The organism is Sphingomonas faeni (assembly GCF_024273235.1).
Taxonomy (GTDB): Bacteria; Pseudomonadota; Alphaproteobacteria; order Sphingomonadales; family Sphingomonadaceae; genus Sphingomonas; species Sphingomonas faeni_A.
Genome location: NZ_JANBVH010000018.1, coordinates 1 through 15,201 on the forward strand (window position 1 = coordinate 1; position 15,201 = coordinate 15,201).

A 15,201-nucleotide genomic window follows, 5' to 3' on the forward strand; every position below is an offset into this window, starting at 1 on the left:
TGGCCGGCCCGAAATGCACGTAGAGATGCAGGCTGCGGCGATCGGGTATAAGGCGGTAATCGATAGATTGAGATGGCGTATATCTGAGGTTTCACACTTGGTGGGGGACCGAGGCTTCACGTCACAGATAAGCCTCGAGTGTACAGAAACGGTCAGTGGACGCGACGCTTATGCACCAAACCGGGGTGCTTGATCTCGCACACTTGATAGGTGCCCAAATATATAAGCTATCCGCAAAAATGCGCTAAATGTCCAAATGAATAGACATACCCATACAGCGATACCCCAAAACATAACTGATCCAGATTTTTCCGGGCTGGGGGAAAGCGCTGTTAATGGAAGAGATGTTGCGGTCAGCAAAAATCCACCGATGTTGGCCCTCTTAACGTAACTTAAGAATCTTCGCATTGCCACCGTCTCACGCGCAGCCTCGACGAAGCCCTGCGTTTTGCCAACGACAAATCCATACACGGCAAATGCAAATCCTACTTGGATAGATGCCCAGCTTAGAACAGCTGAATAAACGTTCGACATTTGAAGCTGCTTGGCCACTATCATTGCGCAAAGCTGATCTTGGAACGATATCAGGGCGCAAAAACTAACGATGCTTACCGCGAGAGGCGCATATTGTTCTATGTATAAGGATGCTGAGCGGGATGACATTGCGGGATCTATGTGTGATTAGCTAGTGCGCGGCTGACTACTCGCTGCCTAGCGGCGTAATTGGCGGCTGGGTCATTAGGCAGGGTTGGAATATTAGTTCTAAAAGAAAGTAGTGCGTCTAATAGATTTATTTCTGCATTCTCAATGCCAGCACCATTGTCAGGAGTTATTTTAACACTTTTTACATTGGGATCTATGCCAGATCGCCGAACAAATCCCTCTACCATACGCTTCGCGTCAGCACCTAACGCCCCATCCTCGTGGCCAACACCCAATTCAAGCGTGATCATAGGCGCGGCGTAATCTCGAGCCAGTCCACGGAAGGCTCGAGCGGCTGACTGCATCGGCGCTTCGACGCCTGCTAAGTCCTGCGGCTGTGCCAGCCGGATTTTGACCTTCTTCATTGGATGCCGCCTGAAATGCGCCAACGCCCTTGCGTCCGCTTTCGCGTCTGCTTCAAACTGTGCGGGCTGCCCCATCTGCATCACATATTCGAAAAAGCGTGAGGGAGCTACAATCCGATTGTCATACTGAATCGCTAGCACATGGTCCCGCTCTCGAAACTTGAAGGCCACCCCTTCCCCAATTGGGCCGGCGACATTCAGTTGAACTGTACCGTGGGGGTGCACTTCAGACGGATGGTCGTCAGCGCGAACTCTGGTAATTTCGCCCTCAAGAAAACCGGCCGTCGGCGTAAATTCTTCTAGCCGTACACGTACACCGGGTCCGAGCTGCAATTCTCGAGTGCCGGGCTGCCCGAGCGCAGCTATATGAGAGAGTGCGTCTCGCAAAGACATACCCCGCGGGTGTACCTTTCTGACATCGTAAAAACGAACGCTCATCGCACGCGGCATGCATCCTCCATGTATCTGCTTTACGACAATTTGCCTGGCGGATTGGGCGACCGCGCCCTTACCGAAGACAAACCGCTGCACCTTTATTTCTCAACCCCGTCCGCATCTTCAAGTGCGATACATTCAATACGCTTTCTGATGCCTCAGATTCGTCCTGCGATCGATGCGCGATAGCATCGTTAGATATCAAGACTTTACAAGATTGGTCGAAAATGATCGGCTTTTGATCACCCGAATTCTCACCCACTCGGTGACGTTCAATGCAAAAAAATACCTGTTTTTGTAGGAAAACGCGGCCTACGGAACGGAACATAATGAGAACGATATGAGTCGGCGTTATGGTGTCAGTGTTCCAGTCTCAACCCCAATGTGAGCGTGGATGCGCTTGGTGTGAAACCGCCTGCGCTATGCTCGCTGTCGTGCGGGACGATCGTCGTGACCGTCTTCAGGTTCGGCTGGAGTCGCATCGGCGTCGTCCGAGTCCTCGAACACAAGTGGCCCTTGCAGAAGCCCGAGCCCTTTGGGCAGCATCCGTGCGAGCTCATCAGAAAGCGCATCCTGAGACATCCCCTCAGACGCTTTCAGAATACCGAGAAACATTCGGGCCAACGCCCGCTGATCGGGCAGCAGTACCTGCATGGTGGCGACCTGCACGGTCGGCCTAGGCCGCGGCGGAGCGGCACCCTCATGGGGATCATCAACGTCACCCGTGAGATACGCGGGCGACGTTGCCAGTTCTCTCGCGATGGCGGCGATGTGCGTCGAGCCACGGGATTGCCCGACGACCAGCTTGTGTATGGTCTGCTGGCTGATACCCACGCGTCGCGCCAGTTCGGACTGCGACAGTCCATTGGCTTTCAGCCGCTCAGCTAATCGTTCACCGTCAATCATGCGGGCAAGCTACAACCAATGGTGTAGTTGCATACGGACGAATAAGTGTTGATTAATCTACAACCATATGTGTAGTTGGCGGTTATGGAGATCGCATCCCCTTCCGCGTCGCTGAAAACGGCGGTTCTCAAATCAGGTTCGCAATCCGCGTTCGCCCGACTGTGTGGCGTTTCGCAGACCGCCGTCTGGAAATGGCTGCAATCCGCAAACCGCCTGCCAGCTGAGCATGTGCTCAAGGTTGAGCGGGCGACTGGCGTTTCCAAGCATCTTCTTCGTCCCGACATCTACCCCGAGACTGAAGAAGTAATCGCGGAGGCTGCCGCCGTCGATTGTAATCGATCCGCGGTTTTCCAGAGAAAGGCTTCGCTGTGACCAAACCCCGCATCCCCGACAGCTTTCCCGACGCGATGATCAAGATTCTCGCGCAGATCAAAGGGGAAGGCGCCGCTGCCGCAGTCGGCAAAGCCGTAAGCACAGTTTACGAGTGGTCTAACCCGAACAGCGACACACTGCCCTCTCTTCTCGAAGCTCTTTTGCTCGACACCGCGCACCGGCTTGCCGGCGGCGAGGGCGCGCCGTTCCGCGACGCGTTCAGCCACCAGCTCGGGATCAAGGTCGAACAGGAGGATGCCTGCCGCCGCCAGCTGGTCGCGGACTCGATCGACTTCGTCCGTGAGGCAGGTGAACTGACCTCCGCCCTATTCGGCGCCTCTCAGCCCGGCGCCTCCCCGCTCGATCATCATCGCGCGCTGGTCGAGGCACAGCAGGTTGACGGCGTTCTGCGCCGCATCCGCCGGCGGCTGCCAAATTTCCTTCGTCCCGCCATGTCGACGGGGCCGGGGAATGCCGGGGGGACCCATCAGTGACGAAGAAGAGAAACTACACGCCCCGCGTTCCCGCGACGGTGTGCCCGCACTGCCTGACGCGCTCGATCGCATACGACTCCGTCCAGCTCGACGTGTTCACCCGCGAGATTCGCTACGTCTGCCAGGACGCCGATTGCGGCCACACCTTCGTGGCGCAGCTCGGTATCTTCCGCACCGTTCGGCCGAGCATGAAGCCAAACCCCCTGATCGATGCCAAGCTGCCCAGAGGCGATTGGCGCTCGAAGCCCGCCAACGATGATCAGCGGGTACCAGCCAACGATGATCAGCCCGACGCTGCGGAGGTCGCGCCCGCGCCCGGCTGATCCCCTGATCTGATCCCCGCGGCCTCGGCCGCGAACGTCCTGAACCATCCCCCCGCCATCCGGAAGCACCCGCTTCCGGCACCGCGACGCCCTTGCCTAAAGGAATGCCCAATGATGCACGCTTTCCCGCGTACATTCACGATGCCCATGCAGCGAGGCGAGCGCGCCGCGACCGCCAGCGCCGCACCTCTGACGCCCGCCGGTTACATTCGCCTGCGCCGCGAAGCTGCCGGCCTGTCGGTTCGCACCGTCGCCGGCATGCTGACGCGCAACGCGACCGATGCCGTCGTCGCCTTCGACCTGATCAACGCACTGGAAACCCTCGGCAACACCGCACGCCGCCCCGAGACGCTGGAAGCCCTGCGGAGTATCTTCCCGTTAGATCCGGACGTCTACCGCCAGCTCACGAGCGATCCGGCCGACAGCCACCCCCGCATCTGTCGTGGCTGCGGTTGTAGCCACTGGGATCCCTGCACCAGCGACGAGCATGCCGCATGCGCCTGGGTAACCGATACCGCCTGCACGGCCTGCCTGCCCGACACCGCGCCGGTGGAGTGCTGCCAGTGATCGCCGTCGCAACTAGCGCCACGCAGCTCGAGCGCGCCATGCGCCGTCGTCGCATCGCCAAGATCATCCTCGCGATCCTGTTCGCGGTCATCTGGATACCTGTCGCGATCGTCATGCTCGTCGTCGGCACATCGGATCGGCGTCGCTGATGCTGCACGATGTCCTCATGGGCGTAGCGCTGACCGTATTCGGCAGCGCGGGCGCGACGGCGATCGGTGTGATCGCCGCGACGGTAGCCCCGCAGTGGAGCCGGATCTGCCAGCTGGCACTCGGCAACGTCGAGCCCGCATTCGAAGTCCCGCCCGCGACGCCGTTCGCCGAAGCGGTCCGCTCGTGACGTGGGCGACGTCGCAGTCTGTGGCGGCGACCGTGCCCTCTTCCAAGGGCTCGGCCGCACCGGAAAGCAGTGCGACGTCCTCGCCGTCCGCAAGGCTTTCGCCTCGGTCCGCTTCGACGACGGACAGGCCGTCCGCTGCCTCGCCAGGGATCTGCACCCGATCCAGCGACGCCCGCCGCCCATGTTTCCGACCCGCTCGCCGCTCTTGGCGAAACGCTTTCTACAAGAACGGCCGCTGGCGCGACCGCTCGATCCCCTCGCACCAACAGGATCTCCATGATGATCAGCGCCGCTCCCCTCGAAGCCAGCCAGACACCATCGTCGACGCAGCGGGTAATCTGTTCCCGAAAGCGGGAACAGAAGGGCCTCCCGATTGAGATCCGGAGAATGGTGGGACTGGAAACCGCGTTCGAGATCCTCGGCGGTAAGGGCCAACTGGCGGGTGTTCTCGGCATCACCGTCCGCGCGCTGAACTACAAGTTAAACGCAGATCGCGGCGTTTCAAATCTCGACCTGACATGGACTGCAAAGGCGCTGGAAGCGCGCGGGAACAAGATGCTGGAGCATGCCGCCAAGCTCCGCGTGGTGCTGGCCGATGGGGATGCGAAGTCGTGAGCCCGTGTTCGCACCGCGAGCTAATCGCAGAACTGGTCGACGAACAGCGCCTGAAGGCGGCTTCATGAACATGATCTCCACCGAGTTATCGCGCCGCAACCTTGCGGCGGCGAAGCTCGACGGTCGGCCGAGCGACAGCGGCCGGTTCCTGCGCATCAACGACGTAATCGCCACCGTCGGTCTCAGCCGCGCAACGATCTACCGGCTGATCGATGCGGGCGATTTCCCAACCAGCACAGCGCTGACGAAACGGTGCGTCGGTTGGTGGGAAGGCGAAGTCTGCGACTGGGTGAATGCCCGGCGCGCGGGGTCACCCCGTACGCAGTGACCCCTCGGTTGGGGTCACCGCAGGGGGCACCGGCAAAATACCTATCCAAAAAAACACATTAATTTCGGGATGTTATGATGGTTTACGCAGCAGCCACCTCTTCCGCCAGCACCCGTCGATCGTGCGTCAATTCGCCTTGTTCGGCGGGATCACGGGCATCGGTAGCGGGGCGACGGGTACGCCTTCGTCGACAAGGGCCTTTGCTTCGGCGAGGCTTGCCTGACCGTGAATGGTGGCGTGTTTCTCTTCGCCGAGATGCATGGCGCGGGCCCGATCGGCAAAGGCGGTGCCGACCCATTCCGAGGACTCCAGCGCCTTGGCCTGTTGCTTGGCGATCAGCGTCATCGCGGCCTTCACCATTGCCGGACTGGGCGGCGACGGCCTGGCGTTCCCCTTGGACGGAATCGAGGGTGCCATCGGCGCCTTGACGATGTCGCCGTCGTCGCAGAGCGGGCAGCGGACATGGCCGGCGGCACGTTGCGCTTCATAGGCGTCGCTCGAGGCGAACCATGCCTCGAACACGTGCTCGCCACCGCATTTGAGGTCGAAGACGATCATGCCACGGTCGTGACGGGAGGAATGGCCCGACGATGCGCGATCGCCGGGATGCGCGCGCGGACCTGCTCGACCCGTTCGAGGTCGATCTCCGCGAACCCCAGCCCGGCCGCCTCGCCCATGTCGAGAATCACCTCGCCCCATGGATCGACGACGAGCGAATGGCCGTATGTCTCGCGCCCGTCCTGATGCACGCCGGTCTGGGCCGCCGCCACGACGAACGCGCCGGCTTCGATCGCGCGTGCGCGCAGCAGGACGTGCCAGTGCGCGGCGCCGGTCGGTCGGGTGAAGGCGGCGGGAACGGAGAGCATCGTCGCGCCGGCATTGCTCAGCGCCCGGTAGAGATCGGCGAAGCGGAGGTCGTAGCAGATCGACGCGCCCAATCTACCGGCCGGCGTATCGACGACGACCGCGGTCTCGCCGCCGACATAGGCCGCGGACTCCCGCCAGCTTTCGCCGGTCGGAAGATCGACGTCGAACAGGTGCAGCTTGTCGTAGCGGGCATGGATAGCCCCGGCAGGATCGATGACGAAACCGCGATTGGCGAACTTGCCATCCGGGCGGCGGACCGCGAGCGAGCCGAGATGCACCCATATACCGGCATTCGCGGCGGCGGCGCGCACCGCCGCCAGCACCGGATCGGCGTCTTCGGTGACGATCGACGCCGCGCCCCGCGTACGATCGCGGTCGATCAGCCCCGACATCTCGGGGGTGAACAACATCGCTGCGCCGGCCGCTCCAGCCTCACCGATCGCATCGACCAATGTTGCGGCGTTGACGGCGGGATCGATCCCGCTCGTCATCTGGAGAACGCCGATCCTGGTCATCAGGCGAGGAGGGGGTCGAGCCCACCCTTGGCGTCGAGCGCGGCGAGATCGTCGGACCCGCCGATATGCTTACCGTCGATAAACACCTGTGGCATCGTGTTGCGACCGCCCGACCGCTCGACCATCTCGGCCTTTTTCGGGCCACCCATGGTGACGTCGAACTGCTCGGGCTCGACACCCTTCGATGCGAGGAGTTTCAGCGCGCGCGTGCAGTACGGGCAGAACGCTTTGGTGTAGATTTCGACTTTAGCCATGCAGGCGGAGGTGTGGTTTCGCCCTGCGCTTGTCAATCGTCCGGCGACGAGAGGACGCGGGCCCAGCATAGAATCGTCACCGATCGCGCGCCTGCCTTCAACAGCGCGCGCGTGCACGCGTCGGCGGTCGCGCCGCTGGTGTAGACGTCGTCGACCAGCGCGATCGCCCTGCCCCGCACGCGATCGGGTGCGACCACGCCGAACGCGCCGGCCACCGCCTTTGCACGCTGCCGACCGCCCAGGCCGCGCAACAGGATGGTGCGGCGCGTGCGGATCAGGACGTTGCGGTCATGGCGCACGCCCGACAACAGCGCGACGGCGTCGGCGATCAACGCGGCTTGGTTGAAGCCGCGCGACCAGATTCGCCAGCGGTGCAGCGGCACGGGGACGAGCAGGTCGGTGTCGGGGGGCAGCAATCGCCGCATCTGTCGCGCCATCGTCTCGGCAAAGGCGATCCGACCGCCATATTTCAGCCGCAGCGCCAGCGTGCGCGCGATCGGTCCGTAAGCGACGGCAGCGCGGACGCCGGCGTGACGCGGCGGTGCGGCAAGGCAGGCCGCGCAGCACGCGCCCTCGCCGCGGTCGAACGCGAAGGGTCGGTTGCAGCGCGCGCACCATGGCGGACCGAGAAACCGCAGCCCGGTCCAGCAGATCGCGCAGAACCGATGATCCTCCGCGACGGGCACGCCGCAACCGGGGCAGCGCGGTGGCAGGGCGAACCCGAGGATGTGACGGAAAGGGTCGCGTATCCTCATGCAGACCTCCCGCCACGCGACTGCGGCCCCCGCGTGCGAGCACAGACCCCGCGTACGACCTCAGAGCCGTACGACCTCAGAGCTTGTCGGCGCGGCGCGACCACGGCACAAGCGCAGACGTGTCCGATATCGTTTCAGAAAATGCCGCCCCCGAAATCTTCGACCGGGCCGCCCGCCGCCTGCGCCGTAACAGGGCCGCGCCCGGCTATGCCGAGCATGATTTCCTGCGCGCGACGATGCTCGACGGCATCGCCGAACGCCTCGACGCGGTGACACGCGATTTCGCGGACGTTCTCGATCTCGGCTGTTTCGACGGAAGCTTCGTCGCCCCGCCAGGTGCCCGCGTCGCGCGCTGCGATCCGGGATATGCCTTTGCCGCGCGGTCCGGCGGCGTGCAAGCGGACGAGGACCGGCTGCCCTTTGCCGATTCCTCGTTCGATCTGGTGGTGAGCGCGGGCGTACTCGATCAGGTCGCCGACCTGCCGGGTGCGCTGGCACTGATCCGCCGCGTGCTGCGTCCCGATGGCTTGTTCCTCGGCGCGTTCGTCGGCGCGGGGAGCCTGGCGGCGCTGCGCAATGCGCTTCGAACCGCGGAGGGCGATCGCCCGGCCGCGCGGCTCCATCCGCAGATCGACGTGCGATCCGCCGGCGACCTGCTCATGCGGGCCGGGTTCGCGTTGCCGGTGGCCGATGTCGAGACGCTCGATGTCGGCTACCGCGATCTCGGCCGGCTGTTCGGCGACCTTCGTGGCATGGCGGCGGGCAATATCCTGGCACAGCGCCAGCCGCTGACCTCGGCCGTGGTCGGACGCACGTTCGCCGCCTTCGCAGACTCGGCGGATGCAGGCGGACGCACCCACGAGACATTCCGGATCGTCTTCCTGACCGGCTGGTCGCCCGATCCCTCGCAACCCAAGCCCGCGCGGCGTGGCAGCGCGACCGCGTCGCTGGGCGAGGCGCTGAAGCCCCGCAGCTGAGAGGCTAGTCGATCATCCCGTCGCCGGCGGCAGCGCGGGCGAGGATAGTACCCATCGCGTCGAACAACGCGTCCATCGCGACGGGTTTGAAGATCACGTCGTCGGCGCCCGCGACCATGCAGCGTTCGCGAAGGTCCGGGGCGATGTCGGCGGTCACGACGATGATCGGAACCTTGGCCTTCGCGTCGGGCCGGGCGCGGATGTGTTCGATCGCGGTGATGCCGTCCATGCCGGGCATCCGCAGGTCGACCAGGACCATCACGAAATCCTCCTCGTCGAGGATCTCGAGGCCGCGTTCGGCGCTCTCCGCCTCGACCATCGTCACGCCCGCGACGTCGAGCATGTCTTTGACAACACGTCGATTCATCCGGTCGTCTTCGATGAACAGAACGTTCACTTCCGCCCCCGCAGAGGATCAATTAGCGGAGGTAAAATCGGTATCATATCGTAGCATCTACGCGTCAAGCAGCGTGCGATACAAGGTTCGGATTTGGGTTTTTTATTGAAACTGATCCATGTAATAAACGCGAAACGAGTTCGCCGCCGCTGACCGGTCTGGAGATCACCTGGGTGATGCCGGTGGCGAGCAATTCCTGCCGTTCCGCATCCGCCGAAACCGGCCATAGCAGCGACGTTTCCGCCCCCGATCGGAGCGCGGCTGCGGCGATCCGCGACAGCGCCGCATGGGCATCCCCAGAGGCTCGGATCGTCATGTCGTCGATCAACACGCGCACCACATCGCCGGCCTTCAGGCGCGCGACCGCTTCCTCGACGGACCCGGCGAAGGCGGTCGTCCCGCAATCGGGCGCGAGCAGCGTCTTGAACATGCTGCGCGTGATCGGATTGCGATCGACGACCAGCGTGACCGTGTCGGCGGTCGGCGCGACCGGTTCGACCGCCGTCTCCGGTGCACGAACCACCGGCAGGACGAGCGTGAAGGTAGTCCCCTGCCCCACGATGCTGCTGACCGAGACGTCGCCGCCCATCGCGCGCGCCAGGTTGCGACAGATTGCGAGGCCAAGCCCGGTTCCGCCGAACTGCCGCGTGGTCCCGGCATCGGCCTGACGGAACGATTCGAAAATGTCCTCCAGCTTGTCGGCGGGAATGCCGATGCCGGAATCGGTCACTGCGACACGGAGGCGGTCGTCCTTGTCGACCTCGATACGCAGCGTCACGCGGCCGGACTTGGTGAACTTCAATGCGTTGGACAGCAGGTTGAAGACGATCTGGCGCACGCGCGCGGCGTCGCCCAGAATCATCGCCGGGCATTCCGCGCGTTCGATCGCGAACGACAATCCCTTCGCCCGGGCCTGATCCTCCCACATGCGGGCGGCGTCCGTGATCGTCGCGCAGACGTCGAACGGCGCAGACTCGATTGCCAGGTTTCCCGTCTCCATCTTGGCGACGTCGAGAATATCGTCGACCAGCGCGCGCATCCGAACGCCTGCATCATGCACCACGCCGATCCGCTCGCGCAGCGCCGGCTCGATCCGCTCATCGGCAAGCATGACCTCGCTCATGCCCAGGATGCCGTTCAGCGGTGTCCGGATCTCGTGACTGGTCGTGGCGAGGAACTCGGTCTTGGCCGCAAGCGCCTTGCCCAGTGCGTCGTTGGTGACGGCGAGATCGTCATTGGCCGCGCGGACCTGATCACGACTGCGACGGAGTGTGACGATGCCGAACGCCAGCAACGCGATGACGATCGCAACTGCGGCCGAGGCGCCCAGGAAGACGTAACGCTGCGTCTTCGCCCGCGCCCGTTCGAACGCGATGCTGCGTTGCAATTCGCTGGCCTTCAACTGGCTGATCTTCAGTTCCTGGTTCGCGAAATCGAACCGTGCGGCCATCAGCGCGGTCTTGGTACTGGTCGCCAGCTTGGTCGCATCGTCGTCGAGCCGCTTGAGCGCCTGGAGATGCACCAAGGCCGCTTTCGTATCGTTTGCCGCGATGAACACATTGTACGCGGTCTGATGAAAATCGCGGTAGGACGTGCCGGTGGTCTTCGGGTCGACACCGATCAGCGCCTTTGCGATCAACTGCTTGGCCCTGGGCAGATCGCCGTGCTGGAGCGCGGCCTGCGCAGCGGTCGCCATCAGGCGTCCGAACAGGCTGGCATCGGACGGGTCGGCGACGGCCCGGCCATTGGCGATCGCGCGATCCGCGCGTGGCAGGTTGCCCATGTCCAGATTGACGCGGGCGATGTTCATATAGATCTGTTCGAGCAGGTTTCGGCTGCCGAGCTGCTTGGCCAGTACGAGCGCCTTGTCGAACTGCTTCTGCGCTTCCGCATATTGCCGGCTCTCGCCGAACCCCAGTGCCCTGTTGTTATGTATGGATACGGATATATTGACGTCCGACGGATAGATATCGAGCGCTTGCTTGTAATATTTCTCCGCCGTCGCGTTGTCCTTCGCCTGGACATACAGCACTGCGATGAAGACGAGCGTACGCGACTGGCCACGTGGATCGCGTAACGTCCGGTATATCCGGAACGCCTGCTGATAATCCGCCAAGGCATTCGCAACCCGGCCTTGATTGCTATCCAACCATCCGAGCGAGATGAGCAGGTCTGCGTGAAGCTTGGATCGGGGCTGGAAGCGGTTGACCGTGGCGATCGCGCTCCGCACCGGCGCATCGGCCTTGGTCGACTCGTTGACCCGCAGATACGCTTCGCCCTGGAGCCATTGCGCCGTCGCCACCGCTATCCCGCGAGCACGTTCGTCCGATATCTCGCCGCCAAGACGTTCGGCCGCGATCGCCTTTGGCAACGCCTTGGCCGGATCGATCAACATGGTTGCCTTGGCGTCGGCGGCCGACGCTTCGTATCTGTCCGCGGCAACCTTGGTCGCGACCCCGGTCGACTGCACGTCGTTCGGCGAAGGCGAACCTGCGGCAATGATCATCACTGCGACCACTGCGGCGGTGAATATGCGGATCACCGGCGTCAGCCGCGCTTCCAGACGGTCGCGAGCCGATTGAACGGCGCCCTGATGTCTGCCGTCATCGCCTGGTATTTACCGTCCTCCAGGAAATGCATCAGCGCCTCGAGGTTGATCGGTCGACTGATCAGGAAACCCTGGATCATGTCGCAGCCCATCACCGACAGGAGCGCCATCGCAGCCTGCGTCTCGACACCCTCGGCAACCACTTCCATCTCCAGAGCGTGCGCCAGGTCGATCGTCGAGCGCACGATCAGCGGATCGCGATTGGAGCTCGTCAACTGCGTGACGAACAGCTTGTCGATCTTCAGTTCGCGCGCGGGCAGCTGCTTCAGATAGGCGAGCGAGGACAGCCCGGCGCCGTAATCGTCGATCGCGATGACGATCCCGATCTCGGCGAACACCTTCAGGTTGGCGATCGCGCTTTCCGGATCGCGAATGACCGAGGTTTCGGTGATCTCGAACCCGAGTTGCGCGCCGGACGCCTCGACCAGCGCGCACGCGCGCCGAACGAACCGCTTGTCCGCCAGCAAGGCGCCGGCGATGTTGATGAAGATGCGCAGGTCATGCCCGTTGGCGGCCAGCGCCTTCTGGTCGGCGATCGACCGGCGGATCGTCCACAAGGTCAGCGCGACGATGTCCCGCGATTCCTCGGCAAGCGGGATGAAGTCGTTGGGCAGCACCAGCCCGCGCGTCGGATGGTTCCAGCGAACCAGCGCCTCGACGCTCGTGATCTGTTGCCGGCGCAGGTGGACCTTCGGTTGATATTGAAGAAACAGCTCCTCCCGCTGGATCGCAAGCGCGAGGTCTTGCGCCAGTTCGGCACGGTCGATCGCCGCGGAATTGCCGGTGACGTCGCGGGCGATCGCGATACGTTCGCTCCGCGCCTCGATCAGCGCATGCTCGGCCTCTTCGATCAGGTGAACGTCGTCGCGGTGGCCAGCCACGGCGGCCGCGGCGGCACCCAGTTGGATATGGATCACATAGGTTTCGCCATCGACGTCGAACGGCTGCTCGAACGCGACTTCCAACGCCGCGATCGCAACATCCAGCGCCAGCCTGGCTTCGCTTTCGAACGCGATCTCGGCGACATCGCGACCGGCGATCATCACGCGGGCATCGGGGAGCGCATTGCCGATCCGGGTGACCACATCGACGATCAGCGTATCGGCCCTCAGCCTGCCGAGGTGCCGACGGAGCGCCGTGAAATTCGCTATTTCCGCCAGGATGAGAAACCGCCAACCCGCTTGGGAGGCTTGGGAAAAGGCGTCGTGGGCCCGACCGACCGACGGATCGAGATCGATCAGCCGCGTATCGCTGAGCGGCGTGCTGTTCTCGAACTGCGCATGCGGAATGTCCCTCATTCCACACGGGATACCGACCTCGCATAAACATACCCTTAAGCATGCAGCATCGAGCCGACGGGAAGATGGTTAACAAATCACAAATGTTATTGTTTAACGACTTGTTAACCACTATGCCGATCGAACACCTTGAAGGTGTCAACAAGGGAGCATAAAAATGCTGAAGTTCCTCATCGCACTCATCTACGGCGAGAGCATTCGCCCCTGGTGAATGTCTCGGTCGGCCCGAATATCGTGAACGTATCGAATCCAGATGCGTTTCGGTGATCGGGCCGACACTTAAATCACGGTATTAACTGGTAATTTCTGGTGCGGCGGCTGCGATAGTCGGGACGCGAATCGCGATTTCCCCGCCCGTGTGCGTTTAAGCAGAACTCGGTCGGACAGGGCCCAGTCGGTCGGCCTGCTCGTCTTGATAAACCGATGCTGGCATTTGCGGGACGGCGCTCTCGATTCGCAGATCCACCACCTCAGGCCGCCACTGCTCTTGAGGGAGGCCTCGACAGGCCCGAGGCGGCGCTGACGACCGCGTCGCCCTTCCCGCCCCCTCGGAACGCACGTCGTGGTGTCAGCGACGGTCCGCTTGAGCCTTGAGCCGCGGCTCGGCGCGCACCGGGTTCGAAAACACCATCGCATCATCGACGGATCCGAACTTCAACGCCATCAGATCGAGCGCGTAGTTCTGGTTGAGCTTCCACGGCTTGCGCTCGCCCTGCGCAGGTAGCGAGGCGGCGGCGCGCTGGACGTAGCCGGAGGTGAAGTCGAGGAACGCCTCGCTCTTCATCGTCGGATCGTCGTTGCGCGGCGTCGCCTGGCGCAGGCCGCGCTTCTTCATCGTGTTGAGCAGGCGGCAGACATACACCGCGGTCAGGTCCGCCTTCAGCGTCCAGGACGCGTTTGTATAGCCGAAGGTCGAGGACAGGTTCGGCACGCCGTCGAACATCATGCCCTTGTACTGGAGCCGCCCAGCAAGCTCGATCGGCTTGCCGTCGAGGCTAAACGCGACACCGCTCATCAATTGCAGTTCGAGGCCGGTGGCGGTGACGATCACGTCGGCGGGCAGGTCCTTCCCCGAATCGAGATGGATGCCCTCGGGCGTGATCCGCGCGATCGTGTCGGTGACGATCGAGGCGGTGCCAGCGTTGATCGCGGTGAACAGGTCGCCGTCGGGCACCAGGCAGACGCGCTGGTCCCAAGGGTTGTAGCGCGGCGTGAAATGCGTCGCGACGTCATAGTCCGGGCCGAGCTGATCGCGGACCATGCCGATCATCCGCTCCTTCACCTTGGCCGGCTTCTTCCGCGCGAGACGGTAGAAGACCATGCCCATCAGCACGTTCTTCCACCGCGTGATGCCGTAGGCCGCCTTGGCCGGAAGCTTGCCGCGCAGCCAGTTGGCGACGCCGTCCTCGCCCGGGCGCGCGACGATGTAGGTCGGCGAGCGCTGGAGCATCGTCACGTGCGCCGCTGTCTTCGCCATCGACGGGACCAGCGTCACGGCGGTCGCGCCGCTGCCGATCACGACGACCCGCTTGCCGCTATAGTCGAGGTCCTCGGGCCAGAATTGCGGGTGGACGATCTGCCCGGCAAAGCTCTCCGCACCCTCGAACTCGGGCGAATAGGCCTTGGCGTAATTGTAATAGCCCGCGCACATCGACAGGAAGTTGCAGGTCAGCGTGACCGGTGCGCCATCGGGGCCCGTAGCTTCGACCGTCCAGCGCGCGTCCTCGGTCGACCACGCGGCCGACTTGACGTGGTGGCCGTAGCGGATCTTCCGGTCGATGCCGTACGCTTGCGCCGTCTCCTCAACATAGGCGCGGATCGAGGGGCCGTCGGCGATCGATTTGGCCGCGGTCCAGGGGTGAAAGACGAACCCCAGCGTGTGCATGTCCGAATCGGAGCGGATGCCGGGATAGCGGAACAGGTCCCACGTCCCGCCCATCGACTGACGGCCCTCCAGGATCACGTAGGTCCGGTCGGGGCAACGCGTCTGGAGGTGGTAGCCGGTGCCGATCCCGGAAATGCCGGCGCCCACCACGATCACGTCGACATGCTCGGTCATGCTGCATCCCCTCGCCTCGGCGTTACG

The 15,201-nt window shown here is 63.3% G+C and carries 20 protein-coding genes; 9 read left to right on the plus strand and 11 right to left on the minus strand.

Going from position 1 to position 15,201, the window contains the following annotated elements; translation table 11 throughout:
* Nucleotides 1–168 precede the first annotated feature (168 nt).
* From NLI89_RS11255 to NLI89_RS11265, 3 genes are all read right to left on the minus strand, one after another.
* Nucleotides 169–552, minus strand: a complete 384-nt coding sequence (locus NLI89_RS11255) for a hypothetical protein (protein ID WP_254687157.1) — start codon at nucleotides 550–552, stop codon at nucleotides 169–171.
* Nucleotides 553–671: 119 nt separating this feature from the next.
* Entirely contained in the window at nucleotides 672–1,517 is an 846-nt protein-coding gene (locus NLI89_RS11260) for a hypothetical protein (protein WP_254687158.1), read from the minus strand.
* A gap of 405 nt (nucleotides 1,518–1,922) precedes the next feature.
* Nucleotides 1,923–2,408 carry a helix-turn-helix domain-containing protein gene (locus NLI89_RS11265; RefSeq protein WP_254687159.1) on the minus strand — a complete coding sequence of 162 codons (486 nt, stop codon included), beginning with the start codon at nucleotides 2,406–2,408 and terminating at the stop codon, nucleotides 1,923–1,925.
* Nucleotides 2,409–2,492: 84 nt separating this feature from the next.
* Between NLI89_RS11265 and NLI89_RS11270 the strand changes: the two genes are divergently transcribed.
* The 8 genes from NLI89_RS11270 to NLI89_RS11305 all read left to right on the plus strand — a co-directional run bounded on the left by NLI89_RS11270 (nucleotide 2,493) and on the right by NLI89_RS11305 (nucleotide 5,444).
* A complete protein-coding gene (locus NLI89_RS11270; RefSeq protein ID WP_254687160.1) occupies nucleotides 2,493–2,780 on the plus strand; it encodes a transcriptional regulator in 288 nt (95 codons plus the stop codon).
* A complete protein-coding gene (locus NLI89_RS11275; RefSeq protein WP_254687161.1) occupies nucleotides 2,777–3,274 on the plus strand; it encodes a hypothetical protein in 498 nt (165 codons plus the stop codon). The genes NLI89_RS11270 and NLI89_RS11275 overlap by 4 nt, the downstream gene beginning before the upstream one ends.
* Nucleotides 3,271–3,597 (plus strand): ogr/Delta-like zinc finger family protein, encoded by a 327-nt coding sequence (locus NLI89_RS11280; protein ID WP_254687162.1) that lies wholly within the window; start codon nucleotides 3,271–3,273, stop codon nucleotides 3,595–3,597. The genes NLI89_RS11275 and NLI89_RS11280 overlap by 4 nt, the downstream gene beginning before the upstream one ends.
* A gap of 141 nt (nucleotides 3,598–3,738) precedes the next feature.
* Complete coding sequence (locus NLI89_RS11285; RefSeq protein WP_254687163.1) at nucleotides 3,739–4,164, plus strand: hypothetical protein; 426 nt, start codon at nucleotides 3,739–3,741, stop codon at nucleotides 4,162–4,164.
* Nucleotides 4,161–4,313, plus strand: coding sequence for a hypothetical protein (locus NLI89_RS11290; protein ID WP_254687164.1), 153 nt, complete (start codon nucleotides 4,161–4,163; stop codon nucleotides 4,311–4,313). Before NLI89_RS11285 ends, NLI89_RS11290 begins: the two co-directional genes overlap by 4 nt.
* A complete protein-coding gene (locus tag NLI89_RS11295) occupies nucleotides 4,313–4,501 on the plus strand; it encodes a hypothetical protein (protein ID WP_254687165.1) in 189 nt (62 codons plus the stop codon). The genes NLI89_RS11290 and NLI89_RS11295 overlap by 1 nt, the downstream gene beginning before the upstream one ends.
* A 387-nt stretch (nucleotides 4,502–4,888) precedes the next feature.
* Nucleotides 4,889–5,116 carry a hypothetical protein gene (locus tag NLI89_RS11300; RefSeq protein ID WP_254687166.1) on the plus strand — a complete coding sequence of 76 codons (228 nt, stop codon included), beginning with the start codon at nucleotides 4,889–4,891 and terminating at the stop codon, nucleotides 5,114–5,116.
* 64 nt (nucleotides 5,117–5,180) lie between these two features.
* Entirely contained in the window at nucleotides 5,181–5,444 is a 264-nt protein-coding gene (locus tag NLI89_RS11305) for a helix-turn-helix transcriptional regulator (protein WP_254687167.1), read from the plus strand.
* Between the two features lie 126 nt (nucleotides 5,445–5,570).
* On the opposite strand, the gene NLI89_RS11310 is transcribed toward NLI89_RS11305, so the two are convergent.
* Genes NLI89_RS11310 through NLI89_RS11325 form a run of 4 tightly spaced genes read right to left on the minus strand, consistent with a single transcriptional unit; the run spans nucleotide 5,571 to nucleotide 7,835 of the window.
* Nucleotides 5,571–6,002, minus strand: coding sequence for a DUF1178 family protein (locus NLI89_RS11310; protein ID WP_254687168.1), 432 nt, complete (start codon nucleotides 6,000–6,002; stop codon nucleotides 5,571–5,573).
* Nucleotides 5,999–6,826 (minus strand): carbon-nitrogen hydrolase family protein, encoded by an 828-nt coding sequence (locus NLI89_RS11315; RefSeq protein ID WP_254687169.1) that lies wholly within the window; start codon nucleotides 6,824–6,826, stop codon nucleotides 5,999–6,001. Before NLI89_RS11315 ends, NLI89_RS11310 begins: the two co-directional genes overlap by 4 nt.
* On the minus strand, nucleotides 6,826–7,080 hold the full coding sequence (gene grxC, locus NLI89_RS11320; RefSeq protein ID WP_187502832.1) for a glutaredoxin 3: 255 nt from the start codon (nucleotides 7,078–7,080) through the stop codon (nucleotides 6,826–6,828). The genes NLI89_RS11315 and grxC overlap by 1 nt, the downstream gene beginning before the upstream one ends.
* 32 nt (nucleotides 7,081–7,112) lie before the next feature.
* The gene (locus NLI89_RS11325) at nucleotides 7,113–7,835 is read right to left on the minus strand and encodes a ComF family protein (protein ID WP_254687170.1); all 723 of its coding nucleotides are present in this window, start codon (nucleotides 7,833–7,835) and stop codon (nucleotides 7,113–7,115) included.
* Between the two features lie 119 nt (nucleotides 7,836–7,954).
* On the opposite strand from NLI89_RS11325, the gene NLI89_RS11330 reads away from it, so the two are divergent.
* A complete protein-coding gene (locus tag NLI89_RS11330; protein ID WP_254687171.1) occupies nucleotides 7,955–8,812 on the plus strand; it encodes a class I SAM-dependent methyltransferase in 858 nt (285 codons plus the stop codon).
* A gap of 4 nt (nucleotides 8,813–8,816) precedes the next feature.
* On the opposite strand, the gene NLI89_RS11335 is transcribed toward NLI89_RS11330, so the two are convergent.
* From NLI89_RS11335 to NLI89_RS11350, 4 genes are all read right to left on the minus strand, one after another.
* Nucleotides 8,817–9,209 (minus strand): response regulator, encoded by a 393-nt coding sequence (locus NLI89_RS11335; RefSeq protein WP_254687172.1) that lies wholly within the window; start codon nucleotides 9,207–9,209, stop codon nucleotides 8,817–8,819.
* A gap of 64 nt (nucleotides 9,210–9,273) precedes the next feature.
* Nucleotides 9,274–11,751, minus strand: a complete 2,478-nt coding sequence (locus NLI89_RS11340; protein ID WP_254687173.1) for an ATP-binding protein — start codon at nucleotides 11,749–11,751, stop codon at nucleotides 9,274–9,276.
* Nucleotides 11,752–11,756: 5 nt separating this feature from the next.
* A complete protein-coding gene (locus NLI89_RS11345; protein WP_254687174.1) occupies nucleotides 11,757–13,115 on the minus strand; it encodes an EAL domain-containing protein in 1,359 nt (452 codons plus the stop codon).
* A gap of 568 nt (nucleotides 13,116–13,683) precedes the next feature.
* Nucleotides 13,684–15,174 carry a flavin-containing monooxygenase gene (locus NLI89_RS11350; RefSeq protein WP_254687175.1) on the minus strand — a complete coding sequence of 497 codons (1,491 nt, stop codon included), beginning with the start codon at nucleotides 15,172–15,174 and terminating at the stop codon, nucleotides 13,684–13,686.
* Nucleotides 15,175–15,201 lie beyond the last annotated feature (27 nt).

Bases quoted from the DNA above. Each gene is read 5' to 3' on its own strand.
- NLI89_RS11350 (WP_254687175.1), bottom strand. From the start codon at position 15,174: ATGACCGAGCATGTCGACGTGATCGTGGTGGGCGCCGGCATTTCCGGG.
- NLI89_RS11260 (WP_254687158.1), bottom strand. From the start codon at position 1,517: ATGCCGCGTGCGATGAGCGTTCGTTTTTACGATGTCAGAAAGGTACAC.
- NLI89_RS11285 (WP_254687163.1), top strand. From the start codon at position 3,739: ATGCCCATGCAGCGAGGCGAGCGCGCCGCGACCGCCAGCGCCGCACCT.
- NLI89_RS11265 (WP_254687159.1), bottom strand. From the start codon at position 2,408: ATGATTGACGGTGAACGATTAGCTGAGCGGCTGAAAGCCAATGGACTG.
- NLI89_RS11300 (WP_254687166.1), top strand. From the start codon at position 4,889: ATGGTGGGACTGGAAACCGCGTTCGAGATCCTCGGCGGTAAGGGCCAA.
- NLI89_RS11325 (WP_254687170.1), bottom strand. From the start codon at position 7,835: ATGAGGATACGCGACCCTTTCCGTCACATCCTCGGGTTCGCCCTGCCA.
- NLI89_RS11315 (WP_254687169.1), bottom strand. From the start codon at position 6,826: ATGACCAGGATCGGCGTTCTCCAGATGACGAGCGGGATCGATCCCGCC.
- NLI89_RS11295 (WP_254687165.1), top strand. From the start codon at position 4,313: ATGCTGCACGATGTCCTCATGGGCGTAGCGCTGACCGTATTCGGCAGC.
- NLI89_RS11270 (WP_254687160.1), top strand. From the start codon at position 2,493: ATGGAGATCGCATCCCCTTCCGCGTCGCTGAAAACGGCGGTTCTCAAA.
- NLI89_RS11345 (WP_254687174.1), bottom strand. From the start codon at position 13,115: ATGAGGGACATTCCGCATGCGCAGTTCGAGAACAGCACGCCGCTCAGC.
- NLI89_RS11310 (WP_254687168.1), bottom strand. From the start codon at position 6,002: ATGATCGTCTTCGACCTCAAATGCGGTGGCGAGCACGTGTTCGAGGCA.
- NLI89_RS11305 (WP_254687167.1), top strand. From the start codon at position 5,181: ATGAACATGATCTCCACCGAGTTATCGCGCCGCAACCTTGCGGCGGCG.
- grxC (WP_187502832.1), bottom strand. From the start codon at position 7,080: ATGGCTAAAGTCGAAATCTACACCAAAGCGTTCTGCCCGTACTGCACG.